Genomic DNA, 24,005 nt, shown 5'->3' on the forward strand with positions numbered 1-24,005 from the left:
GGGAGGCCCGTGGCGGGGCTGCAACGGGCCTCCAGTCCGCTCACTGGTTCAGCTGGTCACTGCGTGCCGAGCTGGCCGGCGATGGAGGACATCGACTCCTTGCCGGAGGTCTGCCCGTTCACCGCCTGCAGCGCGTACTGCGTGAACAGCTGGGACAGCTGGTCGCTCTGCTTGTTCCCGAGCAGCGGCGAGGACTTCGCGAGTCCTGCCTTGAGCGCGGCCTCGGCGCCGTCGATGCCGGCGCTGGAGTACCACGCCGACTGGGCCGCGGTGCGGCCGGGGAAGGCTCGTCCCGCTTCGGCGAGCGAGGTCAGGACCTTCTCGCTGGTCATCGTCTGGACGGCCTTGAACGCCTGCTCCGGGTACTTGCACTGCTTCGAGACACCGAAGCCGGAGCCGGCGGCGAAGGTCGACGGACCGGACGTCCCCGCGGGGAGCGTCGTGACCCCGAGGTCGAACTTCACCTTGGCCTTCTGGCTGATGAGCGACCACGGACCGTCGGTGTACATCGCGACCTTGCCGGCGGCGAAGTCGTTGCCCGGCGTCGACGAGTCCGACGACGCCTGCGTCGCGTAGCCCTTCTTCACCAGTGTCGAGAGCCAGTCGAGGCCGTCCGCGAACTTCGCGTTGGACGCGTCGAGCTCGCCGTCGGACGTGATCACCCGGCCACCGTTGTAGCCGTAGACCAGGGACTCGAGGTTGAGGTCGCCCACCGTCGAACCGAACATGGTGACGCCCTTCGCCTTGAGCGCGGCGCCCGCCGCCTCGAAGTCGTCGACGGTCCATCCCGGCTTCGGCTCGGCCACGCCGGCTTTCGTGAAGACGTCCTTGTTGTAGAACATCATGATGGGCCCGGTGTCGTAGGGCAGGCCGTAGAGCTTCCCGTCGACCTTCATGCCGTCGAGCGCGGTGCTGTCGAACGCGGACAGGTCGGTGCCGTCCTGCTTCGCGAGGTCGTCGAGCGGCAGCAGCGACGACGTGTAGTTCGCGGTGCGGAGCGACTGCATGCTCACGACGCACTGGGCGCCGCCGGCACTCAACTGCGTGCTGAGCTTCGTGAAGTAGTTCTCGAACGGCGCGCCCTGGATCGTCAGGGTGATGTCGTCCTCGCTCTTCACGGTGTCGGCGACCTTCTGCCAGGCGGCCTTGTCCTCCTTCCCGGCGATCCACATGGACCAGGTCAGGGCGTCCTTCGACTGGCTTCCACCGGCACTGCTGCCGGAGGAACAGCCGGTGAGCACGAGGGCTGCGGCAGCTGCTGCCGCGAGCCCGGTGATGATGCGTCGTCGTTGCATCGGAGTCTCCACTTCGTCGTGGTGATGGGGTGTGTGGGGTGGATTACTGGCTTGTCGGCTTGCTGGCTTGCTGGATCAGGCGACGCGGACCGCGTCGGGGACCGTCTCCGCGTCGACGACGGCCCAGGCCGGGCCGTCCGGGAACGCGTAGGCGTCGAGGGAGTCGGCGAGCATCTCGGTACCGGCTCCCGGAGCGGTCGGCGGCCAGTAGCGGCCGTCGTGGACGTCCACCGGGGTCACGAAGTGCTCGTGCAGGTGGTCGACGAACTCGATGCAGCGGGTGTCGAGGTCGCCGGTCAGCGCGACGGCGTCGAACATCGACAGGTGCTGCACCGCCTCGCACAGGCCGACCCCGCCGGCGTGCGGGCACACCCGGACGCCGTGCTTCGCGGCGAGCAGCAGGATCGCGAGGTTCTCGTTGACCCCCGCGACCCGGGTGGCATCGATCTGCAGCACGCTCATCGACCTGGCCTGGATGAGCTGCTTCGCGATCACCCGGTTGGCCATGTGCTCGCCGGTCGCGACCGGGATCGGGGCGATGCGCCGGGCGATCTCGGCGTGCCCGAGGACGTCGTCGGGGCTCGTGGGTTCCTCGACCCAGGCGAGGTCGAACGGGCGGAGCCGCTCGATCCAGGTGACGGCCTCGTCGACGTCCCACCGCTGGTTGGCGTCGACCGCGATCCGGATGTCCGGGCCGACCGTGGCGCGGGCGATGCCCATCCGGCGGACGTCCTCGTCGAGGTCGCCGCCGACCTTGAGCTTGATCTGCTCGAAGCCCTCGTCGACGGCCTCGCGGCAGAGTCGGGCGAGCTTCTCGTCGTCGTAGCCGAGCCAGCCCGGGGTCGTCGTGTACGCCTGGTAGCCCCGCGCTTCGAGCCGAGCCCGACGGGTCGCGCGGTGCGGTTCGGCGGCCCGGAACAGCTCGAGCGCCTCGTCCGGGGTGATCGCGTCGGTGAGGTACCGGAAGTCCACCAGGTCGACGAGCTCCTCGGGACTCAGGTCCGCCAGCAGCGCCCACAGCGGCTGTCCCGCGCGCTTCGCCCGAAGGTCCCAGAGCGCGTTCACCACGGCGCCGATCGCCATGTGCATGACGCCCTTCTCCGGGCCGAGCCAGCGCAGCTGCGAGTCGTGGACCATCGCGCGCCAGGTGCCGCCCATGTCGGCGAGGACCGCTTCGGCGTCGGCGCCGACCACGTGCCCGCGCAGGGCGGCGATCGCGGCTTCCTGCACCTCGTTGCCGCGGCCGATCGTGAACACGAAGCCCGTGCCGACGTGTCCGTCCAGGGCGTCGGTCGTGATCTCGACGTATGCGGCGGAGTAGTCGGGCGCGGGGTTCATGGCGTCGGATCCGTCGTGTTCCCGAGAGGTCGGGAAGCGGATGTCGCGCACGTGCAGACCGGTGATGCGGCTCATTCGTGTCTCCTGCCGTCCGGTCTCCGTCGACCGAACGAGGTAATCAAAACATCGGATGTCTCGCGCGTCAAGAGAACTCTTCGTCACGTTCTGGTCTCGAACGGGGCCGAGTCGTCGGATGGCTGCGCGTCGCGTCGGCGTGGATTGCGGCGGCGTGGCCGATCCGCGAAAGCGACAGATCCCCGCCAACTGTTCGCGGAGATCTGTCGCTTTCGCGGAACCGTCGACAGTGGAGCGCGCGCATCTGTCGCTTCGGCGGGGGGGCGACCGGACCACGGACGGGAGGCGCGGTGCGAGTCGGACCCGCACCGCGCCTCCCGTCCGTGGTCGCGTGTCAGGCGGAGGCGAGTCGGCCCATCTCGGCCACCACGCCGCGGAGGCGGTCCGCCAGCTCGTCGCGCGAGCCGTCGGCGAAGCGGTGTGCCGACTCGATGAGCGCCGCCATGACGAGCGTCACCGCGGTCCGTGCGGAGTCCACGTCGGTGCGCTCGGCGGCGACGGTGAACACGGCGAGCCGGGCACGCGCCATCCACTGCAGCATCGCGGGCACCATCTCCGGTCGCGCCTGCACGAGTTCCTTCATGCGCCGGCGGTCCGCTGGCAGTGTCACCGTGCGGGCGACGAGGTCGCAGAGGTCCGACACGAGCGAGCCCTCCGCGGTCAGGAACGCCTGCCGTGCCGCCTCGGGCACCGAGCTCTCGGGGAGCCCGAGTGCCGCGTCACCCTTCGACGGGAAGTAGTTGAAGAAGGTGCGGGGTGAGACGCCGGCGTCGGCGCAGATCTCCTCGACCGTGACGCCGGCCAGACCCCGGTCGGAGACCAGGCCCAGCGCGGCCTGGTGGATCGCGTGCCGGGTCTGCTGCTTCTTGCGTTCCCGCAGGCCACTGTCGCCTGCCGGGTGCGATTCGATCGTGCTCACTGCTGCTCCTGGTGCGGGTCGGGGCCTCCCGTCTGGTGACGAGAGACCCCGGTGGCCGGTCCTACGCGCGGTCCCGCTGCACGGGGATCGATCCGGTGACGGGCGCCGTGGGCGACCCCATCGTGTCGGCCGCCTTGACGGCCTGCACCTCGAGGTCGTCGGCGGTGCCGGCCTGGTCGGCCTGCTCCTGCAGGGCCGAGCTCTTGCGGAGCGGCGGCGCCTTGAAGAACCAGCTGAGGATGAACGCCAGCAGGATCACGGCGAAGCCGACCCAGTAGACGGTCACGGCCGACGCGTTGAAGCCGGTCATGAACGGCTTGGTCAGCGCCGGGGTCGCACCGTTGAGGTAGGACGTGTCACTCGTCTCGCTGCTCGAGCTGCTGCCGTCGCCGGCTCCCTTGTCGATCTGCTTCGACAGTTCGGGGGCGAGCTCACCGACCCAGTACGAGCGCTGCGAGGCGTCGGACCAGTCGACCACGAGCTTGCCGTCCTGCACGCTGGCGTGCGCCTTGTCGGCTGCGGCGGTGAGGGCCTGCTGCTGCACGGCCTCCGGGGCGCCGGTCGTCGCAGCGGTGACCTGCGCGGTGGCCTGGTCGAGGCCGGACTGCACCTGCGACTTCACCGGGGTGACGATCGGGTTCCAGATCTGCTCCATGACGCCCGCGTTCGCCTTCGCCGTGGCGACGGTCGGGTTCAGAGCGGCGTCGAGCGCACCGGACAGGTTCTTCTGGTCCGCGGTGGCGTGCAGGATGTTCGCCGGCATGATCGAGAACAGGATGCTGAGCAGCACCGCCGTACCGAGCGTTCCACCGATCTGGCGGAAGAACGTGGCGGACGACGTCGCCACACCCATGTCCCGCGGCTGCACGGAGTTCTGCGAGGCGAGGGTGATGCTCTGCATGAGCTGCCCGAGGCCGAGGCCGATCAGGAACATGCCGATCATCAGGAACCAGAGCGGCTTGTCGATCGTCATGAACGTCAGGACGACGTAGCCGACCGAGACCAGGGCCGTGCCGATCACCGGGAAGATCCGGTAGCGACCGGTGCGGGCGACGATCTGCCCCGAGGCGATCGAGGCGATCATCAGACCACCGATCATCGGCAGGGTCGCGAAGCCGGACTCCGTCGGGGTCAGCCCCGTGACGATCTGCAGGTACAGCGGGATGGTCAGCATGGCGCCGAACATCGCGAAGCCGACCAGGAACCCGAGGATCGTGGCCATCGAGAAGGTGCCCGAGCGGAACAGCTTGAGCGGGATGATCGCGTCGTCCTTCATCAGGGTCTCGATCACCAGGAAGGCGACGAGCCCGAGCGCACCGATCACGTAGCAGGCGATGGCGCCGGCCGAACCCCACCCCCAGGTGCGGCCCTGTTCGGCCACGAGCAGGAGCGGGACGAGCGTCGCGATCACCGAGGTGGCACCCCACCAGTCGATGCGCGGCTTCGCCTTGGCGTCACCGAACTTCGGCAGGTGCAGGAAGGCGATGACCATCAGGAGCGCCGCGACGCCGATCGGCACGTTGATCAGGAAGACCCAGCGCCAGCCGGTGACACCGAGGATCGTGCTCGCGCCGGCGAACAGGCCACCGATGAGCGGCCCGATGACGGACGAGATGCCGAAGACCGCGAGGAAGTAGCCCTGGTACTTGGCACGTTCACGCGGGGCGAGGATGTCACCCATGATCGCGAGCGGCAGCGACATCAGCGCACCGGCACCGATGCCCTGGAAGGCACGGAACGCGGCGAGCATGATCATCGAGGTCGACATCGTCGAGAGCAGCGAGCCGAGGATGAAGACCGCGATGCCGAAGATGTAGAGCGGGCGGCGCCCGAAGACGTCGGAGAGCTTGCCGTAGATCGGCGTCGTGATGGTCGACGCGATCAGGTACGCGGTCGTGACCCACGCCTGCTGGTCGAGGCCGTGCAGGTCGTCGCCGATGGTGCGGATCGCGGTGCCGACGATCGTCTGGTCGAGCGACGACAGGAACATGCCGGCCATGAGGCCGTAGATGACGAGCAGGATCTGACGGTGCGACATGATCGGCTTGCCCGGCGTGCTGGCCGGGGAGTCGTGTCGTCCGCGCGACACCTCGACGGGTGCGGTGGCAGTAGACATGGGGGTCCTTCAGGGGTGCGTGGTGGTCGTCGTGCGGGCAATGGACGCCGGAGCGTGTGTGGCGGGCCGTCGAACGGCGGGTCAACCTTGCAGACGCTGCAACTTTACATCATCAGCACGTTTGCTGCCAACGCAAACTTGCCGTCCGTGCACGTTCGTGAACGGCTTCTCAGGTAGCGTCGTCGGCCATGGGGCGAACTGCGTGGACGGACGTGCCGGCGATCCTGCGCGACCGGGTGGAACAGATCCTCGGCGGAGCGGTGACGACCACCGAGTCCCAGACCGCCGGGTGGTCGCCGGGGAGTGCCGACCGTGTGGTCACGGCGACGGGGCGACGGGCGTTCGTCAAGACGGTCTCGCGATCGCGGAACGCCGATGCCTTCGCCCTGCACCGCCGGGAAGCCCGCGTGGTGGCGCAGCTGCCGTCGACCGTGCAGGCACCACCCCTGCTGGACGCCTTCGACGCCAGCGTGGACGGCGACGAGTGGGTCGTCCTGGTCCTCGACGACATCGAGGGCAAGCACCCCGGGGCAGCACTCGACGGCAGCGACACCGCGGCGGTGCTCGATGCGCTGGACACCCTGCCGCCGGCGACCGGCGACCTCGGCACGCTCCCCCGGATCGCCGACGACCTGCGCCACGAGTTCGGCGCCTGGGACCGGATGCTCGGCGACCCGACCCTGGCCGACCGGGTGGCCGAGGTCGTGCCGGCACACGTCCTCGCCGCCGGCCCCGCGTTCGCCAGCACCGCCGCCCGGGCAGCGACCCTCGTCGACGGCGAGCACCTCGTGCACGCCGACTGCCGTGCCGACAACCTGCTCGTCGACGGCTCCGGGGTCGTCTGGGTCGTGGACTGGCCGTGGGCGAGCATCGGCGCGCACTGGCTCGACCCGCTGACCTACCTGATCGACACACTCGTCCGCGGCGAGGACAGCGACGTCGAGCACCACCTCGCCACCCACCCGGTGTTCGCCGGTGTGCCTGCCACCACCATCGACGCCGTGCTCGCCGGTCTCGCCGGTCTGTTCTTCGAGCACGCGCTGCCGCCGGCACCGCCGAACATGCCGACCATCCGTGACTTCCAACGGCGCGAGGGTCTGGCCGCTGCGGAGTGGTTGCTCCGCCGGTGGGACACGACACCGCACTGACGACGGGCGACGGGCGACGAGCAACAGGCGTCGGGTACCCCGTCTGTCCAGCAAGCGCGGCGCCCCGGAGCGTACGGTCCCCCGCATGACTGATGAGCACCGCACTCCGCGTCCCGAAGACGACGCAGCGCGCCTCGGTCTCGTCGTCGTCGGAGAAGCAGCAGCGCTGCACTCCGGTGACGAGGCGGCACTGGACGCGAGCGAACAGAACATCCGCGACACCATCGACGAGATGGTCGACGAGCCCCTGACCCCACGCCAGGAGCAGGTGATCGAACGTCTGGCATCCGCCGGCGGGACCCTCACCGCCGGACTCAGCGGTGCGCTCGCAGCGCAGACCGGACGGAGCGTCGACGACATCCTCGAGGGTGCGGCGCGCAGCGTCGTGTGGCAGCAGCGGCTCGCCGACCAGCGCGAGGACGCCGGTGGCCAGCAGCGCGAGCGCCGCGACGAGAACGGGCGCGACGAGGACTGATCCTCGCTACGCCCGCCCCGGGTGCCGCTGAGAACTACTCGATCGGCTCCGCGACAGCGGTGGACTGCTCGCGCACGACGGCCCGAGCGGCAGCCTGCCCCGTCGTGGAACTCTTGACGATGTCACTCAGGGTGAACCCGGCGGTCGTCCCGAGCAGGGCGTCGACCTCGCTGAACTGGCTCACGATGCTCTTCGACAGGGCGCCGGCGCCGTCGGAGGACACCACCGTCAGCTTGTCGATGTTGCCCATCGGCGCCGCGAGCTCGCGGGCGATGCTCGGCAGGGTCTCGATGGCCTTGACCCGCAAGACTGCCTCGGAGTGCTGTGCGAGTGCGTCGGCCTGGGCCTTCGTGGCGTCTGCCTCGGCCTGACCCTTGGCGCGGATCGCGTCGGCCGCTGCCTCACCCTCGGCACGGGAGGCGTCGGCGGCGAGCTTGCGCGCCTCGGACTCGGCCTTCGCCTCGGCGGCGATCGCCTCGGCGGAGATCCGACGGGCCTCGGCCTGGGCCCGGGCCGTCTCCACCTGGGCACCGGCGGCCGCTTCGGCCTCGACACGGGTCTTGCGCGCCTGCGCCTCGGCGACGGCGGAGACCTCGGACTCGAGCTCGGCACGGCGGAGCTCGGCACGCTTCTGCGCGGTGATCTGCTCCTGCTCGACGACGCCCTGCGCCGCACGGGCCTGGGCGAGCGGACCGGCGGCTGCGGCCTCGGCCGATGCCCGGTCGGCGTCGAGCTGCAGCGCGGCACGTCGGATCGCCAGGGTGTTCTCGGCCTCGGCGATGGCCTGGTCGGCGGTGGCACGGGCTTCTCGCGCTTCGCGATCGGCCTGCGCCTCGGCGTTCTCCGCCTCGAGCCGGACGCGGGCGCGCTCGGCACGACCGAGGTCGCTGATGTACTCGTTGCGGTCCGAGATGCCCTTGATCTCGAAGGAGTCGACGTCGAGGCCCTGGCTGTGCAGGGCTTCTTTCGCGACGTCGAGCACCGCGACGGTGAGCTGGTCGCGGTTGCGGATGATCGTGGACACGTCGGTCGCACCGATCGACGCACGGAGCGATCCCGACAGGACCTCGCGCGCGAAGTCGTCGATCTTCTTCTCCTGCCCGAGGAACCGCTGCGCGGCCGCCCGGATCGAGGCGTCGGTCTCGCCGACCTTGACCAGCGCGACCGCTTCGACGTCGATCGTCACGCCGCGGGAGTCCTGCGCGTTGACGTTGATGTCGATCGCCCGGGAGCTGAGCGAGAGCTTCGCGACCTTCTCGAAGAAGGGTCGGACGAGGACGCCGGCGCCGAGCACGACCTTGATGCCGGACTCGACGGTCTCGGTGCCGTCGTCGTTCTTGACCTTGCGTGAGCGCTTGCCGGTGATGATGAGCGCTTCGTCGGCGCCGGCGTTGCGGTACACGACCTTCGCGTAGATCAGCGCGATCACGGCGAGGACGATGATCCCCACGATGATCAGCGGGATGGCTCCGAGCGCGAACAGGACTTCCATGACTCCCCCTCCGGACCAGGCAGCAGCCTGGATTCCGCATCTGTTGTTCCGTTGGGTCCCATCCTACGAGCGGTCGGTGACGCGTCGCAGCCGGAGGTGCGTGTTTGGCAGCTTTTCCGGTCAGTTTGACCCTTTTGTGACAGACTTTCCTGCCAGGAGGTCCCATGGTTCAGCGATCGTCGCCCCGCCGCCGGCAGCAGCTCGTGTCATTCGGTGAGAACATCCGCCGATGGCGGTCCGTCAACGGCATGTCCGCTGCGGAGTTGGCCGAACGGGCTGCGGTGACGCGCGACACGTTGCGAGCGATCGAGACCGGCACCGGTGGGCGCATCGATTCCCTCTTCGCCGTCCTCGGCGCACTCGGGATCGCAGACACCACGATCGAGGCGATCGACCCGTTCCGGAGCGAGACAGCGCGTGCTCGGATCGATGACATCCTCCGCAGCGGCGGCGCCCTGTGATGGACGAATCGGTCGAGGTCTGGACCGGCGAGTCCGCGGAACCACGTCGCGTGGGTACCTTGCGCCCGTCCTTCCAGGGCTTGCGGACGCTGGCCTCGTCGTCGTTCGAGTACGACGACGACTTCCTCCGACACGGTTGGCAGGTCTCCCCCGACCTCCCACTCCGCCCCGGTCGGACGTACACCGCTGACAGCCAGACCCTGCCCGGTGCGTTCAGCGACGCGGCTCCGGACGAGTGGGGACAGAAGCTGATGCGCGCGGACCACGCCGCGCGACGACAGCGAGACCCGTCACTGGCCGCTCGGCTCGGCGAGTTCGACTACCTCCTCGGCGTCGCGGACCACACCAGGATCGGAGCGCTCCGGTTCCGGGTGGGTGGCTCCTGGTCGTCTGCGGAGACCGGGGTCGCGAACCTCCACGACCTCGCCCGGATCCTCGCCGCTGCCGCTCGGTACGAGGACGACGAGGCGACCGACGAGGACATCGCGTACCTCGGTGACGTCGCGACCTCTCCCGGCGGCGCTCGGCCGAAGGCGAACGTCCTCACCCCGCGTGGGACGCTCGCGATCGCGAAGCTGCCGCACTCGAAGGACGGCCGCTTCGACGTCGAGCGCTGGGAAGGAGTCGCGCTCACCCTCGCGACGGATGCCGGGCTCAGGGCGCCGGCGTGGTCACTCGTTGGACCGGAGTCCGGACGTGCCGTCCTGCTCTCCGAGCGCTTCGACCGAGACGGCTCCGGGGACCGACTCGGGTACATGTCGGCACGGACGGCGCTCGAGCTCGGCGCCACGACGACGGGTCACGACTGACCTACGAGGACCTCACCGACGTCATCGACCACTGGAGTTCGGCTCCCGCAGCGGACCTCCGCGAGATGTTCGGCCGGATCGCGTTGTCCGTCCTCGTGAACAACGTCGACGACCACTGGCGGAACCACGCCTTCCTCCACACGCCCACCGGGTGGCGGCTCTCGCCCGTCTTCGACGTCAACCCGAGCCGACAGCGCGGGGTGATCGACTCCCGGGCGATCTCCCCGTCGGACGACCCCAGGTCCCGCGACCCGCGGAACCTGCTCGACATCGCGGACGCCTTCCGGCTCCGGCGCCCGGACGCGGAGCAGGTGCTCCAGCGTGTCGCGGGCGCGGTGGCGGGGTGGGACCGGGTCGCGGCCGGCGTCGGGATCGGTGGGGACGAGCGGGAAGCGATGCGCGTGGCCTTCGACTCGCCCCACCTGGACTGGGCGCTGGGGCTCTAGACCAGGACGGACAGGAGGCGCGGTGCAGGATCACCTGCACCGCGCCTCCTGTCTGTGGTCGCGTCAGCGCCTACGCGCCCGCACGCCACCAGTCGTCGAACGGCGTCGCCGGCACCTGGCGCTTGTGCTCGGTCGCGCGGTACCGCGACTCGATCGCTTCGGCGACCTCGAGCGGCACGTCGTGCCCCTGCAGGTAGGCGTCGATCTCGGCGTAGGACAGCCCGAGGTTCGCTTCGTCGGTCTGGCCGGGCGTCTCGTCGAGCAGGTCCGCGGTGGGGGCCTTCTCGTACAGGCGGGCGGGTGCTCCGAGGTGCTCGAGCAGCTGCCGTCCCTGGCTCTTCGACAAGCCGGTGAGCGGCGTCAGGTCGACGCCGCCGTCGCCGTACTTCGTGAAGAACCCGGTGACCGCCTCGGCCGCGTGGTCGGTCCCGACGACGAGCAGCCCGCGCTGGCCGGCGACGGCGTACTGGGCGACCATGCGCATCCGGGCCTTGACGTTGCCCTTGACGAAGTCGCTCAGCTCGACGCCCGAGGCAGCGGTGTCCTGCATGACGCCGTCGACGCCGTGCTCGATGTTGACGGTGATGCCCGGGTCGGCTGCGATGAACTGCAGGGCGAGCTGGGCATCGTCCTCGTCGGCCTGCACGCGGTACGGCATGCGGACGGTCGTGAACTCGGCGGGGTGCCCCTCGGCACGGAGGGACTCGACGGCGAGCTGGGTCAGGCGCCCGGCGAGCGTGGAGTCCTGGCCGCCGCTGATCGCGAGCAGGAACCCCTTCGCGCCGGTCGTGAGCAGGTAGTCACGGAGGAACCCGACACGGCGGGCGATCTCCTGCTCCGGCTCGATGGTCGGCTGGACGTTGAGGTCCGCGGCGATGGCGGCTTGGAGTTCACGCACCACCCCAGTATCCCGCTGCACCCGCCGGTGTGCACAGCGTTCAGCGGACGGGTTCTGCGTGCACCGGCCGGATCGTGTTGTCGTGGTCGACGCCGATCGCGCAGGTGCAGACGACGCCGAGCGTCTCGGCGCTCTGCGTCAGCCGGAACCGCTCGACGTGCGGCGGGCCGACTCGACGGTCGAGCGGGTGGGTGTCGTGATCGTGCACGGTGGTCCTCACTGACTCGTGGTGGTGCGGATGTCCGGTGCGGTGGCGGTCCGAACCGCCACCGCACCGGAGGGCCCGAGGCGACCCGAACGCCGCGGCCCCGTGGAGACGCACGCCGGTACCCGCCGGCGCGCGTCGGAGTTCATGGACGCCGGCGGCGTCGCGCTCGGAGCGCAGTGCGAGTCATGGGTCCCTTCCCGGGCGGAGGTCCGCCACTGCTGATCCATCCCCCGCCGTGCGACGGGAGACCCGAACGGTCCGGCACCGGACCGAGGACGACGGCTGGTGAGGCCGTCTTCCTGTGCAAGGTACCAGCGGCACACCCCGAGGCCATACCCCCGTTCCGGGGCCGAACCACGGGTGACCACGGGTCAGACCCTCGTTGACAGTTAGAGATCGAACAGTTAGAGTTCTGATCATGCAGGCACCGGATCTCACCACCCCGCTCGAACTCATGCGGTGGATCGGATGGGCACAACGCAAGGCGGCTGACGAGTGGGTCCGTGATCGGGACCTCACCCGCGAGCAGAGCTTCGTGCTCGGGTACCTGCAGCAGAACCCCGGAGCGATCCAACGCGACATCGCCGAGATCACCCGGACCAGCGCGGCCAGCGTCTCGAGCCTCCTGCAGGGCCTCGAGCGGCGCGGCCTCGTCGAACGACGACCCGACGCCACGAACGGTCGGACGAAGACGGTGCACGCCACCCCGGCGGGCATCGACCTCATCGCCGGCTTCACCGACGCGATGGTCGCCCTCGACGACACCCTGCTCGCACCACTCGACACGGACGAACGCGCCACCCTGCGGCACCTGCTGCAGAAGGTGACCGCGGAGCTCGCACCGCCGACGCGGTAGCGCCGCGGACCCGGTGACGCCGCCGACGCGGTAGCGCCGCCCCGGCACCGACGTCACCGGCGCGCTCGACGCGCCACGGGCCTCCCGGCCCCACCCCCGCACGCGACGGCACCCCGTCGCGCCCTCAGCCCTGCCCACGAGGAGGCAGTCATGACCACCACCACCCCCGAGAACACCGCCGCGGCCACCAACCGCTGGTACCTCTCCGCCGCACCGATCGCCCGGGCCCTCGTGCACCTGTGTGTGCCGATGGCCGCTGCGATGGTCGTCAGCGCCCTGTACAACGTCATCAACGCCGGCTTCATCGGCTCGCAGCACGACACGTCACTGCTCGCCGCGATCACCTTCGGCACCCCGCTGCTCGGCATCGTCATGGCCGTCGGCGGTGTGTTCGGCGTCGGCGGCAGTGCCCTGATGTCCCGCCTGCTCGGCGCCTCGGAGCACGACCCCGCCAAGGCGCAGGACATCAAGCACGTCGCCTCGTTCGCGCTGTGGGGAGCCGTCGTCACCGGTGCGGTCCTGGCCGTCGTCGGGCTCGTGTTCCTCCGCCCCCTGGTCGCCGTGCTCGGTGCCGACGCAGCAGCCGTCCCCGCCACGAGCGAGTACGTCGCCGTGATGCTCGCGTTCGTCCCGGTGCTCGCCTCGTCGTTCGCCCTCGAGCAGATCGTCCGCTCCGAGGGTGCCGCACGCCAGGCGATGATCGGCCTGGTCCTGTCGACCATCGGGAACCTGGCGTTCGACGTGCTGTTCATCCTCGTGCTGCACTGGGGGGTCGGCGGTGCAGCACTGGCGGTCGGACTCGCGAACGTCGTGTCGATCGCCTACTGGGTGACCTGGCTGCAGCGGAACAGCGAGAACGTCAGCTTCGCGCCGAAGTGGTTCACGCTCCGCGCCGACATCCTGAAGCCCGTCTTCGGCATCGGCGTCGGCGAACTGCTGCAGTCCGCCTTCCTGATCGTCACGACGCTCGTGCTCAACAACCTCGCCGCCGCTTACGGCGACGACCCGCTCGCCGCCATGGGCGTCGCGGTCCGCATCGCGCAGGTGCCGGAGTTCCTCGTGATGGGCGTGACGATCGGCGTACTGCCCCTGCTCGCCTACGCGTTCGGCAAGGGCGACGCCGCGCGCCTCCGGGCCGCCCTGCGCGGAGCCGCCTTCACGGTCGGCGCGATCGTCCTCGTGTTCTCCGGCGCGGTCTTCACCTTCCGCGAGCAGGTGTTCACGATCTTCTCCGGCGACCACTCGGTCCTCGCGATCGGCCTGACGATCCTGACGGCGCAGCTCGTCGCCGCCATCGTGAACGGGTTCACGGGGTTGCTCACCTCGCTGTTCCAGGCGACCGGCATGGTGCTCCCCGCGATGGTGCTGTCGCTGGCGCAGGGCGTGCTGTTCATCCCGATCGTCATCGTCGGCAACCTGTGGTTCGGACTCGCCGGGATCATCTGGGCACTGACCGTCACCGAGGTCATCGTGTTCGCCGCTGCGGTGGTGCTGTGGCTGGCGTCGCGCGGGAAGATCGCGCGCGGCCTGGCCGCCGGCAGCGAGGAGCGGGCGGACGCCGCGCTCGAGGAGACACCCGCCGCCGCGTAGCGCGGTGCGCGGTGCGCGGTGCGCGGCGCGCTCGCATGGTGAGCAGAAGAGGTCGGGTCCCGTTCCAGGACCCGACCTCTTCTGCTCACGAAGCGGGGGTGAACGCGGCCGGCGTCGGACGGGAGGCCCGTGGCGGCCGGGTGGCGGGCCTCCCGTCCGGCACGTGTCCGGGTCGCGGGCGCGGCGCATGGTGAGCAGCAATGGTCGCGTGGATCTCGGCCACCCGACCATTTCTGCTCACGAAGTGCGTCGGGTGCGGCGCAGGAGGAGCACCACGACGGCCCCGGCGGCGAGCACCGTGCCGGCGCCGAGCGCGACCCAGACCCCCGGGGCGATGCCGGGCGCCGAGTCGGGCGCACCGTCGGAGGCCCCGGTGGCCGTCGCGGTCGACGTCGGAGTGGGCGTCACGGGGCCCGATGTCGGCACCGTCGGCACCGCCGTCGCCGGAGTCGTCGCGGATGGTGCCGCGACCGCGGCCCGGTACTCGAACCGGTACGTGCCGTCGATCGGGTGCCCGTCCGGCGACACGTACCGCCAGAGCACCGTGTACGCGCCGTTCTCGAGGTCGACGGCCTTGGCCATCGTCATGCCGGAGACGGTCACCTCGCCCGTCGACACGTCGGTGCCTGCGGCGTCGGTGACCTGGATCCGCAGTCCGGCGTCGAGACCGGCGAGCGGCGCCTCGCTGAAGGTCAGGTCGACCCGGTCGAGCGGTTCGGTGATGACCGCGCCGTCAGCGGGCGAGCTGCCGGTGAGGGCCGAGTGCGCCGAAGCCGGCTGGACCCCGACGAGCGCCAGGAGCCCTCCGACGACGATCGCGAGGGAAGCTGCCGTCGTTCGTCCTGTCCGCATGCACAGACTCTACAAGCCGTAGAGCAGCGGACCGGAACGGGTCAGATCTGCTCGCCGAGGAAGTCGGCGTAGGACGGCTCGCGCCGTGCGTCGCCCGTGCTGGTGGAAGCATGGCCCGTTCCTTCGAGGCGCTCGGCCACGAGGGCTTCGAGGTCCTCCGGCGACCGGAGGCCGTGGCGGTGCCAATCGTGCTGCATCCTGGCGGTCATGACGACCAGCCCTTCGTCGAGATGATGCGCATCTCGGATTCGTCCGGATCGACCCGCTGTGCCAGACCCCACATCTGTGAGGAGCATCGTGACGACGGGTCCCTGATGACCGATCCAGTTCCTCCACGGTAGGGGTTGCGCCCGACGCCGTCGAGCGCGGTGCGCTTCTCGGCCGATCGCACGCCGCCGCGCGGATCGCCGTAGCGTCGGGGCATGGAGATCCTGTTCGTCCACGGCGCCCTGGTCCGCGACGGTGCCTGGTGGTGGCAGCCCACCGCCGACCTGCTGCACAGTCGCACCGGAACCCGCGGCCGCACCGGCATCCGCAGTCGGGCGGTCGCGCTGCCGTCCTGCGGCGAGGGGCCGTCGGGACACCCCGACGGTGGGCTCGCCGAGGACGCAGCCGCCCTGCGCGCCGCCCTCGACGACAGCGACGGGGCGATCGTCGTCGGGCACTCCTACGGCGGCACCGTCATCGCCGAGGCCGGACGGCACGACGCCGTCGCTCACCTGCTGTACGTGTCCTCGTACCTGCCCGACGTCGGCTCCGCGCAGGCCGGCATCATGGCCGACGAGCCCGATCCCGTGTCGATCGGCCCGGCCGGTGAAGGTGTCCTCGCCGTCGCCGGGTACGACGCGGCGTCCTTCGGTGCCCGCTTCCTGCAGGACGCCGACACGAGCACCCAGCAGGCCGCCTGGGACCGGGTGACCGCCCAGTCGGCGGGGGCGTTCGTGACACCGACGACGGCAGCCGGGTGGCAGGGCGTCGACTCGACCTCCCTCGTCTGCACCGAGGACCGCAGCACCACAGTGGGGCTGCAGCGTGCGCACGCGGTGCGGGCGACGCGGAGCGTCGACGTGCCGACCGGGCACCACCCGTTCATCACGCGACCAGACCTGGTCGTCGAGCAGCTGGAGTTGCTGCTCGGAGGCGCCGCGGCCTGAGTCGGCGGCAGGACGACGGACGGGAGGCGCGGTGCCAGCTGGCACCGCGCCTCCCGTCCGGCCTTTCGCGCGTCCACCGCGCGTGACCGGCCGCGTGGTACTGGTCCCGTGGCGCTGCGCTCGTCAGTCGGTGCCGGAGTCGAAGGCTGCGCCCTCGGAGGCGAGGTCCGTCCGGCGTCCGAGTGCATCCTCGGCGTCCGAGGCGATGACGGCGCCACCGAGGATCTCCTCGGACTCGCCCGCCTCGAGCTCACCGACGAGCTCGGCCGTCGCACCGCCGATGAGACCGGCGGCCGCGTACTGCTCGAGCCGTGAGCGGGAGTCCGCGATGTCGAGGTTGCGCATCGTCAGCTGACCGATGCGGTCGTCCGGACCGAACGCGGCGTCGCCGACCCGCTCCATCGACAGCTTGTCGGGGTGGTACGACAGCGCCGGACCCGTGGTGTCGAGGATCGTGTAGTCGTCGCCGCGACGCAGGCGCAGCGTGACCTCGCCGGTGACGGCCGAGGCGACCCAGCGCTGCAGGGACTCGCGGAGCATGAGCGACTGCGGGTCGAGCCAGCGGCCCTCGTACATCAGGCGCCCGAGTCGGCGGCCCTCGTTGTGGTACGACGCGACCGTGTCCTCGTTGTGGATCGCGTTGAGCAGACGCTCGTAGGCGATGTGCAGCAGGGCCATGCCCGGTGCCTCGTAGATGCCGCGGCTCTTCGCCTCGATGATGCGGTTCTCGATCTGGTCGGACGCGCCGAGGCCGTGACGACCGCCGATCGCGTTCGCCTCGTAGACGAGAGCAACGGCGTCCGTGTACTCCTCGCCGTTGATCGCGACGGGGCGTCCGGCCTCGAAGCGGATGCTGACGACCTCGGTGGCGACGTCGACGTCGTCACGCCAGGCGGCGACGCCCATGATCGGTTCGACGATGTCCAGGCCACTCGAGAGCTCTTCGAGGCTCTTCGCCTCGTGCGTGGCACCCCAGATGTTGGCGTCGGTCGAGTACGCCTTCTCGGTGGAGTCGCGGTACGGGAAGCCGCGGGCGACGAGCCACTCGCTCATCTCCTTGCGGCCGCCGAGCTCCTCGACGAACTCGGAGTCCAGCCACGGCTTGTAGACGCGCAGACGCGGGTTGGCCATCAGGCCGTAGCGGTAGAACCGCTCGATGTCGTTGCCCTTGTAGGTGGAGCCGTCGCCCCAGATGTCGACGCCGTCCTCCTTCATCGCGCGGACGAGCATCGTGCCCGTGACCGCGCGACCGAGGGGCGTCGTGTTGAAGTACGTCTTGCCGCCGGAACGGATGTGGAACGCGCCGGTCTGCAGGGCGACGAGGCCCTCTTCCACCAGGGCGCTCTTCGCGTCGACCAGGCGGGCGATCTCGGCACCGTACTCGTGCGCGCGGCTCGGGACGGCGTCGATGTCCGGCTCGTCGTACTGACCGATGTCGGCCGTGTACGTGCAGGGGATCGCCCCCTTCTCGCGCATCCAGGCAACGGCGCAGGAGGTGTCGAGACCCCCTGAGAACGCGATGCCGACTCGTTCGCCGACGGGGAGACTGCTCAGGACCTTGGACACGGGGTCAATCGTACGGGGAGACCGGGGGTCGCTACCGTCCAGCGCGACGGTTGTTGTCGAGGGACTAACCAACACGTCAGCCTATAAGGCTTCGTGTCAGTGCTGACTGCGCGGACTGAGGTCACCGCAGGGGCGTCCGGATTCATTCAAGACTGGCAGTTTTCGCATCCATCCCAAGAGGAAAGCCCTGATCGCGGGCTCCTCTAACACGACTGCGTATCACGGCACCCCTATTCGAGGGTAAGCGAAAGCGCCGTGCATGACGGTACGGTCAGGGCGAACTCGCCGGGGGAACTGGGACCATGAACATCACCGATCTGCTCGACGCCGTCACCACCGCGCTCGGGCTAGAGGATCCGGCGATCTTGACAAGGGGCGGCCAGAAAGTCGTACTGACCGCGACGCTTGCAGGTAGCCCTGCCATCGCGAAGATCGTGCCCGTGCCAGATGGGCCGCAAGGCTTGATTGTCATCGAACGTTCCCATCGGGAGGTCGAGCTTCTAGCAGCGGTCGACTCGCCCGCGGTGGTGAAGGTGCTCAGCGACGCTGTCGAGATCGGGGAACCGACGAGCGCAGTCTGTTGGGTCGAGGAACGACTCGACGGCGATGACCTGTCCGACCATTTGGGTGCTCCTTGGGAAGAGGGCGCAGTTTGGGATCTTGCACGGGACCTAGCCGCCGCCCTTGCTGCGTGCCACACGCTAGACGTCGTTCACCGGGATCTCTCCGCGAAGAACGTGCGAGCGCTTCCCGACGGACGATTCGTGCTGATGGATCCCGGTCTGGCGCGCCACCTGACGAAGGCAACAATTACGGGCTACTACCAGCCAGGCACCGCAGGATGGCGTTCGCCCGAGCACGTCCCAGGCGGAGAACCTGTTCCCGCCTCCGACGTTTTCTCTCTCGGGATCATCCTTTACTACGCCCTTACCTCAACGTTCCCAATCGATCCGACCGTCGACGACGTCGCGTACGACCGCGCGCTCGTGACAACTCAGGCTCGTCCTGTCGGAGAGATCCGGACAGACGTTTCGCTCGAGTTGTCCGCTCTCGTCGACCGGTGTCTACAACGCCAACCAGCGCGCAGGTTCCTGGATGGCACAGAACTGCTGGCTCATCTTGAGAACCTTGCAGCGACAGAAGGACGTCGCTCGTGACCGGCGTCCTCATCCACGACGGGCGACGTCCGGGTCAGCGGCTTTGGACCGTCGACGCGATACGGGCACGCGCTGCTAGCGGCACGATTCTCTCGCCGTTTGCAACGCCTCGAGTTTCGGCTCCGCGTCACCCCAACGCGCTCGCTGTTGCCGAGGACGTCCGAGCAGCTGGCGGTGAAGTTTTCTTCGACCCGATGACTCACGCGGCACTCCTTCCGGGCTCCGACAAGCTTGATTTCTACAATCAGTGGGAGCTCTGGGGCCCCAGCGGACAGGGTCTCGACTCCGATCAAAAGCGGCTCGAACACGTCGAGCGAGTGTTTGCGGTCCAAGCCACTCTTAGCGCTTCACCGCTCGCGCCTACTCAGGCGCTGACGAGCCCGGCATCGGAAGCCGCCCGAAATGTTGCTGCGACCGCTCAGCTAGCCTCTTCCATCGATCCAGAGAGCGCGCAAGCACTGGCTGGCGATCGAACTTTCTGGTCGTCCGGACAGGCGCTTGACGCGTTCATCGGCGCATTGGCCGCGCTTCGAGCTCCAACTTGGGTTCTCACAATGACGAACGAAGTGGTGCTCAACGGAACCCCTGACCTCAGCAATGTGGACGCCTTCGCCGGATTCTGCCGCACAGTGCACTCGCTATCGCTCCGTTCGCGCGTCATCGTCGCGCATAGCGACTTTGCCGGGCTGCCCGCGATTGCGGCCGGCGCTGACACGCTCGGCTCGGGTTGGGACCGCGCTCAGCGCACTTTCGACCCCTTCGCCTTCCACGTGAGTTCGAACGACGCGCCGCGCATCCCCGCCTCCTACGTCACGCAGGGAGCGCTACACGCCGTGCTCAAGCGCAGCGTCGCCGACGCGATTGAGCGGTGGGATCGGGACCTCGCAGCCGTGTGGCGTGGCGGTCCGATGCCGCCGAGCGATGCCGCCGAGCGACTCCACCACCTTGCCCGCCTCACTGGAGCCGTTCAGTCCCTGGTGACCAGCTCAGACCGATCGACCCGAGTTGGACGCCTGCGGTCCGCATACTCGAGCGCGTCAGGTGCCTTTGACCGGATTCTGGATGAGATCCCTGGGCAGGTGACTCGGGCGGAGAAGAGCGCGTGGGCAAGCAGTCCGCTCGCCGTCCTCGAGGCCTATGCCGGCGCCGAAGGGCTTTGATCAGCGGCTGCTTCAGCCAGTGCGGCACTCAGGCGCTCCGACAGCGCCAGCCGCCGCCCGGCGAGCGGCTTCCCGATCCGGGGCCGCACAAGCCAGTGTTCCCGCACGGCGAGGCCGAGCCCGAAGTCGCGAAACCGTTCCTTTGCCTGCTCAAGCGAGCTGGGCGCCTCCAGAAGCACAACACCAGCGGCATCGCACCACGACGAGTACTTGAGCGCTTGCGCTAACCCGCGCCGCCAATCGGAGACTTTCGCTTCAAGAGCGTAAGCGCGACCGATCGGTTGAATGCCCGGGGCCCGCCGGTAACCGCCGCCCACCCTGTGCACAACTCCTCTAACCTCTAGCTCTCGCAGCCTCCGCCCAACGGACGCGACCGACATGCCGAGATCCAGAGCGACCCTGTCCACGGTCCGAGTCTTCGCTTCATAGGTCGCCGCCACTACCGTCGCTTCGATCTCAGTAGTGATGTAAGGAAGCTTGAGGCTGGACCGCATCGCAAAGGCCCCGCTGACGCGCGTGACGGCCAGTAGGTCGACAACGCCGATTGGACCGGCGAATTCGGGGCCGAGCAGGAGCCCCGCTTCGGCCCCGGGTAGCCGCGAAGCAACCGTTCGCAAGGTGCCGTCGAGCTCCCGCTCACGTATAGGAAGGAACGGCCGACCAGGGCGCACGCGCGCGGGCACCTCGAGCGACTGGACGGTCATCCCCCGACGATACCGGGACTCAATCGAGCGGGATGCCCGCCGCCTCACTCGTCCAGCGCCTGCGGCTCCCGCGCACGCGCGCGCGCTCGGGCGTCGAGGTCAAGGCGATGGAGCCGCCAGGCATAGCCCGGCTCGGCTTCGTTCCGCACCTGTACCTCGCGAAGCGCGGCGGTGTAGGTCCACCGTTCCGGTTCCGAGCGTTGCAGAATGCGTGCTGCTTTCTGCACGACGGTTTGTTTCGGCATTGGAACTCCTTATCGGGCAGGGAGGATTCGGATGTCCCGCGGGCAGTCGGGGCAGCCACCTGCCTTGAGGCGATTAGGGACCGACTGTCGGTAGTCGTGGCCAGCGGCCGTACACCGCCACCAGTGCAAGTCGGTGCCGGGCATCAAGTCGGCCGGTTCCTTCAGGTTGTTCCGCCACGGGTGCCATTCGGTGGCCAGGACCGGGTGCAAGGTGGCGATGTCGTTGACGCCGACCCGCAGCTCGCGATGCGAACACGGGCCGCATTTGTAGCCCGCGACCTTCCGGTCGATGCGGCCCTTCCATGCGTGCCCCTGGTCGCAGATCCAGACAACTTGCTCGCGCGAGCCGTGGGTGATATGTATGGGAAGCAGATCGCCGTTCTCCGTGGGGTGCCAAAGTGCAGCGACTTCCGGGTGCGTGACCGCGAGGTTGTTCTTCGGTACGGCACGGACTGACTTCCGGCAGGTGTCGCAGCCGCCGCGGTTCACGCGGACGCGGACTCGGTCGATTTCGTCGTGGCCGCGGCTGCAGAGCCAGCGCTCCGGCCGGTTGCTGCCCGAGGACGTTCGCGAGACCTTGTCGAGGTTCTCCGGATGCCATTCGATTGCGATGTGTGGGGCGGTGGTCCAGAGGTCGTTGTAGCCAGGGAGAACGTCGCGTCCGTTGCAGTATCGGCAGCTCACGCCGGCGGACGTGCGGTTGGAGGCTGTCGTGTCGAATCGGTGGCCGCTCGCGCATATCCACCAGTAGGTCTCGGATGAGCCCGCTTTGATGTCCCAGGCGCTGAGCCCGTTGTTACCGCGGTAGTCGAAGGACGATGCGAGCCCTGGGTGGGTGGTGGCGAGGTCAGTCTTGCCTGGCGTCGGCAGGTGGACTGGGCACGAAGGGCATCGGGGAGCCTTACGGAGGCTGGCGCGCACGGTACGGTGGCGCGCCCAGATGTGACCTCGTGCGCAGATCACTTCGACGACGGGCTTGCCGTCTTCGCTCGCAACAATGCGTTCGACCTCGAGTCCCGTCTCGTACGCGGTATGCACAGTGTCTCGCGAGGCGACGAGGTAGCTGCTGTGTGGCTGCGGCAGATCGCGCCAGTCGCCGTAGCGGGCCAGCACCCACGGAGTCAGCGGGTAGTCGTGCGCGAATCGCCCGGCTCCGGTATTCGCCTCCTGCTGAAGGATCCGAGCGCGAAGGTGGGCGGCGGTGGGGCGAAGGTAGAGCCACAGGATCCGAACCTGTCGGGCTGCCGGCCGCTGCAAGATGCTCTCGACGACCGTTTGGAGCTCGGTGTATGCCGCGTGCCACGGCTGCGCGGGGTCGAAGAACTTGAGGGCAAAGTCTTTCGTCGTGACTGCAGCCATCAGTCCAACAGCGTCCTCGAAGACTTCGCGTTCGTGCTCTCCTGCCACCTCTGTGCCGGTCGCGGTCGTGAGGGCAGCAGCGACCGTTCTGTAGAGCCGGGCATCGACCCGACGGCGACGGATGAGTCGACCGAGCCGGACGGCAGCGTGCACTGCGTCGCCTCCTACGTGCCGTTGGTGTTCACGATCCCCGAATACTCCGACCCAGCGCCGGTGCCTCACGCACACGGGGGAATCGAAGTGCGGCAGCTGCTCGACGAACGCGCCGTGCGCACAGAGCACACACATGACACGTGACGGGAGGTAAACGCCATCCGCAGTGCTCTTGTCTCCCGGTTCGAGGTGACGCAGGTCGCGTCCAGCGAGCCTGGGAAGGAGGTCCCGCCAAGTGTCTTCCGCGCTGAGGTCTGTTCCGAGGCGTGCATCCCGGATGCGTTCTCGTCGGTGTTCCTCTGATTCGAGGTTCCGAGCGAGGAGACGACGGGAGTAGCTGTCCCGCGTTTCGTAACGCCGAGGTCGCACCGGGAACGGCAGCCTCCGCACCGATTCAACGATCATCAGGCTGCTGCTTCCGCTTCGTCCGGAGCGCTGGTGTACACGTCGAGGTACGAGCCCAGGGTCAGCGGTGCGTTCTTCTTCGCGCTGCGTGCTGCGCGAGCGGCCTGGTTTGCGTAGTCGAGCTTCTGCGACATCAGGAGGTCCGGGTCGATCTGTTCGGTGGTGATCTTGCGGCTTCGTATGGCCTCGGTGGCGGCTGCGTAGAGCAGGCGTGTCAGCGCTGGAAGGGAACCGCTGGTGCGCTTGTGGAGTTCGCCGGCGATCTTCGCCATAGCGCCGACATTGTGGTGGCGAAGTGGAAGCGCCTGTTCGATGTCTCGGATCTGATTGGCCCACGCTCGCTTCTCGTCCGGGTCGGCGTAACCCGCTGGTGCGAGCTGCAGCATGCTGAAGCGCGAGGCGAGTTGCTCGCCGCGGTCTCCTTGGAAGAGGGCGTTATCGTTGAGCTTGATGCCGGCGAGGACGAAGGTCGCGTCGACGCTTTGCGTCATGCTGCGGAGCACGTCGATCGACTCACCCAGTCCTGCTGTCCTGCCCTTGAGGCGGTGAATCTCGTCGATGATGACCAGGATGGTGCCTGCCTGCTGGAGGGCATCGATCACGCGAGTCTGCAGCTGCACCTGCGTCTCGGTCGCACGATAGTGAAGGCCGAAGAAGTCGAGGAAGACATGCAGGAACTGTTTCCCGTTCGAGCCGGCCGGTACTTCGACGAAGACGACTGGGATCGCCCCCTCGTCGATTGCCCCCGGGAACAGGCGGACGAATCGGTTGAACTCCGACCGCATGATGCCGTCGCACAGGGTGGTCTTCCCTGTGTTTGCCTGACCGCTCACGAGGAGTCCGAAGCGACCACCGTCATTGCAGTCGCCAGCGATCCGGACGTACTTGGTCGCTTCCGCGGCGGCGTTGGTCTTGATAGTGATCCCGGAGGAGATGAACCGAATCCGCGCGGCGTCGTACCGGGCGAGTTCATCGGGCGAGAGCGCGTCAAATGCTTCGTCGTCGAGGATGATCGGGCGCTGGGGCGGGCTCTGGAGGTGCTCGAGGAGGCCGTCGACCCGTCGCCAGTTGCGGCCGGGCCTGACCCAGGCAGGTGTTGTTGTCATTGGCTTGGTTCCCTTCAT

Annotated in this window: 25 protein-coding genes; 10 read left to right on the forward strand and 15 right to left on the reverse strand. The window is 68.8% G+C overall.

Features of this window, described 5'->3' with window-relative positions; genetic code table 11:
- Nucleotides 1–56: 56 nt before the first annotated feature.
- The 4 genes from EDF40_RS15845 to EDF40_RS15860 form a co-directional block, all read right to left on the reverse strand.
- Nucleotides 57–1,295, reverse strand: coding sequence for a sugar ABC transporter substrate-binding protein (locus EDF40_RS15845; protein ID WP_260213517.1), 1,239 nt, complete (start codon nucleotides 1,293–1,295; stop codon nucleotides 57–59).
- Between the two features lie 75 nt (nucleotides 1,296–1,370).
- Nucleotides 1,371–2,708: an enolase C-terminal domain-like protein gene (locus EDF40_RS15850; RefSeq protein WP_123340828.1), complete on the reverse strand. Its 1,338-nt coding sequence runs from the start codon at nucleotides 2,706–2,708 to the stop codon at nucleotides 1,371–1,373.
- Nucleotides 2,709–3,042: 334 nt separating this feature from the next.
- Entirely contained in the window at nucleotides 3,043–3,627 is a 585-nt protein-coding gene (locus tag EDF40_RS15855; protein ID WP_123340829.1) for a TetR/AcrR family transcriptional regulator, read from the reverse strand.
- A 61-nt stretch (nucleotides 3,628–3,688) separates the two neighbouring features.
- Nucleotides 3,689–5,743 carry an MDR family MFS transporter gene (locus tag EDF40_RS15860; RefSeq protein ID WP_123293332.1) on the reverse strand — a complete coding sequence of 685 codons (2,055 nt, stop codon included), beginning with the start codon at nucleotides 5,741–5,743 and terminating at the stop codon, nucleotides 3,689–3,691.
- Between the two features lie 188 nt (nucleotides 5,744–5,931).
- On the opposite strand from EDF40_RS15860, the gene EDF40_RS15865 reads away from it, so the two are divergent.
- Together EDF40_RS15865 and EDF40_RS15870 are read left to right on the forward strand one after the other, a co-directional pair.
- Entirely contained in the window at nucleotides 5,932–6,891 is a 960-nt protein-coding gene (locus tag EDF40_RS15865) for a phosphotransferase (RefSeq protein WP_123340830.1), read from the forward strand.
- Between the two features lie 85 nt (nucleotides 6,892–6,976).
- Nucleotides 6,977–7,366, forward strand: coding sequence for a hypothetical protein (locus tag EDF40_RS15870; protein ID WP_123340831.1), 390 nt, complete (start codon nucleotides 6,977–6,979; stop codon nucleotides 7,364–7,366).
- A gap of 34 nt (nucleotides 7,367–7,400) precedes the next feature.
- Here the strand turns inward: EDF40_RS15870 and EDF40_RS15875 are convergent, their stop codons facing one another.
- Complete coding sequence (locus EDF40_RS15875; protein WP_123340832.1) at nucleotides 7,401–8,858, reverse strand: SPFH domain-containing protein; 1,458 nt, start codon at nucleotides 8,856–8,858, stop codon at nucleotides 7,401–7,403.
- Nucleotides 8,859–9,022: 164 nt separating this feature from the next.
- Here EDF40_RS15875 and EDF40_RS15880 point away from each other — a divergent pair, with 164 nt between their 5' ends.
- From EDF40_RS15880 to EDF40_RS19305, 3 genes are read left to right on the forward strand one after another with little or no spacing between them, the layout of a single operon-like run.
- Nucleotides 9,023–9,319: a helix-turn-helix domain-containing protein gene (locus tag EDF40_RS15880; RefSeq protein WP_123340833.1), complete on the forward strand. Its 297-nt coding sequence runs from the start codon at nucleotides 9,023–9,025 to the stop codon at nucleotides 9,317–9,319.
- 50 nt (nucleotides 9,320–9,369) lie between these two features.
- Nucleotides 9,370–10,128, forward strand: a complete 759-nt coding sequence (locus EDF40_RS15885) for a type II toxin-antitoxin system HipA family toxin (RefSeq protein ID WP_185003143.1) — start codon at nucleotides 9,370–9,372, stop codon at nucleotides 10,126–10,128.
- 23 nt (nucleotides 10,129–10,151) lie between these two features.
- On the forward strand, nucleotides 10,152–10,574 hold the full coding sequence (locus tag EDF40_RS19305; RefSeq protein WP_260213525.1) for a HipA domain-containing protein: 423 nt from the start codon (nucleotides 10,152–10,154) through the stop codon (nucleotides 10,572–10,574).
- Between the two features lie 70 nt (nucleotides 10,575–10,644).
- Here the strand turns inward: EDF40_RS19305 and nadE are convergent, their stop codons facing one another.
- Together nadE and EDF40_RS19310 are read right to left on the reverse strand one after the other, a co-directional pair.
- Complete coding sequence (gene nadE / locus EDF40_RS15895) at nucleotides 10,645–11,472, reverse strand: ammonia-dependent NAD(+) synthetase (protein WP_123340999.1); 828 nt, start codon at nucleotides 11,470–11,472, stop codon at nucleotides 10,645–10,647.
- A 40-nt stretch (nucleotides 11,473–11,512) separates the two neighbouring features.
- Nucleotides 11,513–11,680, reverse strand: coding sequence for a hypothetical protein (locus EDF40_RS19310; protein WP_159570252.1), 168 nt, complete (start codon nucleotides 11,678–11,680; stop codon nucleotides 11,513–11,515).
- Between the two features lie 418 nt (nucleotides 11,681–12,098).
- Between EDF40_RS19310 and EDF40_RS15900 the strand changes: the two genes are divergently transcribed.
- Together EDF40_RS15900 and EDF40_RS15905 are read left to right on the forward strand one after the other, a co-directional pair.
- Entirely contained in the window at nucleotides 12,099–12,536 is a 438-nt protein-coding gene (locus tag EDF40_RS15900) for a MarR family winged helix-turn-helix transcriptional regulator (RefSeq protein ID WP_123340836.1), read from the forward strand.
- 150 nt (nucleotides 12,537–12,686) lie between these two features.
- Nucleotides 12,687–14,126 carry an MATE family efflux transporter gene (locus tag EDF40_RS15905; protein ID WP_123340837.1) on the forward strand — a complete coding sequence of 480 codons (1,440 nt, stop codon included), beginning with the start codon at nucleotides 12,687–12,689 and terminating at the stop codon, nucleotides 14,124–14,126.
- A 237-nt stretch (nucleotides 14,127–14,363) separates the two neighbouring features.
- On the opposite strand, the gene EDF40_RS15910 is transcribed toward EDF40_RS15905, so the two are convergent.
- The 3 genes from EDF40_RS15910 to EDF40_RS18935 are packed head-to-tail and all read right to left on the reverse strand — an operon-like array spanning nucleotide 14,364 to nucleotide 15,402.
- Complete coding sequence (locus EDF40_RS15910) at nucleotides 14,364–14,978, reverse strand: copper resistance CopC family protein (protein ID WP_123340838.1); 615 nt, start codon at nucleotides 14,976–14,978, stop codon at nucleotides 14,364–14,366.
- Nucleotides 14,979–15,019: 41 nt separating this feature from the next.
- On the reverse strand, nucleotides 15,020–15,187 hold the full coding sequence (locus tag EDF40_RS19315; protein ID WP_159570266.1) for a hypothetical protein: 168 nt from the start codon (nucleotides 15,185–15,187) through the stop codon (nucleotides 15,020–15,022).
- A complete protein-coding gene (locus EDF40_RS18935; protein ID WP_123340839.1) occupies nucleotides 15,184–15,402 on the reverse strand; it encodes a hypothetical protein in 219 nt (72 codons plus the stop codon). Before EDF40_RS18935 ends, EDF40_RS19315 begins: the two co-directional genes overlap by 4 nt.
- Between EDF40_RS18935 and EDF40_RS15915 the strand changes: the two genes are divergently transcribed.
- Nucleotides 15,401–16,132, forward strand: a complete 732-nt coding sequence (locus tag EDF40_RS15915; RefSeq protein WP_123340840.1) for an alpha/beta hydrolase — start codon at nucleotides 15,401–15,403, stop codon at nucleotides 16,130–16,132. The two genes, EDF40_RS18935 and EDF40_RS15915, sit on opposite strands and share 2 nt — an antisense overlap.
- Nucleotides 16,133–16,255: 123 nt before the next feature.
- On the opposite strand, the gene argG is transcribed toward EDF40_RS15915, so the two are convergent.
- Nucleotides 16,256–17,698 (reverse strand): argininosuccinate synthase, encoded by a 1,443-nt coding sequence (argG, locus tag EDF40_RS15920; protein WP_123340841.1) that lies wholly within the window; start codon nucleotides 17,696–17,698, stop codon nucleotides 16,256–16,258.
- A 302-nt stretch (nucleotides 17,699–18,000) separates the two neighbouring features.
- Between argG and EDF40_RS15925 the strand changes: the two genes are divergently transcribed.
- Nucleotides 18,001–18,855: a protein kinase domain-containing protein gene (locus tag EDF40_RS15925; protein WP_123340842.1), complete on the forward strand. Its 855-nt coding sequence runs from the start codon at nucleotides 18,001–18,003 to the stop codon at nucleotides 18,853–18,855.
- Nucleotides 18,852–20,015: a hypothetical protein gene (locus EDF40_RS18940; RefSeq protein WP_148053877.1), complete on the forward strand. Its 1,164-nt coding sequence runs from the start codon at nucleotides 18,852–18,854 to the stop codon at nucleotides 20,013–20,015. The genes EDF40_RS15925 and EDF40_RS18940 overlap by 4 nt, the downstream gene beginning before the upstream one ends.
- On the opposite strand, the gene EDF40_RS15935 is transcribed toward EDF40_RS18940, so the two are convergent.
- The 4 genes from EDF40_RS15935 to EDF40_RS15945 form a co-directional block, all read right to left on the reverse strand.
- Nucleotides 19,991–20,719, reverse strand: coding sequence for a hypothetical protein (locus EDF40_RS15935; protein ID WP_123340844.1), 729 nt, complete (start codon nucleotides 20,717–20,719; stop codon nucleotides 19,991–19,993). The two genes, EDF40_RS18940 and EDF40_RS15935, sit on opposite strands and share 25 nt — an antisense overlap.
- Nucleotides 20,720–20,763: 44 nt before the next feature.
- Complete coding sequence (locus EDF40_RS18945) at nucleotides 20,764–20,964, reverse strand: hypothetical protein (protein WP_148053878.1); 201 nt, start codon at nucleotides 20,962–20,964, stop codon at nucleotides 20,764–20,766.
- Nucleotides 20,965–20,973: 9 nt separating this feature from the next.
- Nucleotides 20,974–22,476, reverse strand: coding sequence for a zinc-ribbon domain-containing protein (locus EDF40_RS15940; protein ID WP_185003146.1), 1,503 nt, complete (start codon nucleotides 22,474–22,476; stop codon nucleotides 20,974–20,976).
- 404 nt (nucleotides 22,477–22,880) lie between these two features.
- Nucleotides 22,881–24,005 carry a TniB family NTP-binding protein gene (locus EDF40_RS15945; protein WP_123340846.1) on the reverse strand — a complete coding sequence of 375 codons (1,125 nt, stop codon included), beginning with the start codon at nucleotides 24,003–24,005 and terminating at the stop codon, nucleotides 22,881–22,883.

The sequence above is a fragment of the Curtobacterium sp. PhB170 genome (assembly GCF_003752345.1).
GTDB lineage: Bacteria > Actinomycetota > Actinomycetes > Actinomycetales > Microbacteriaceae > Curtobacterium.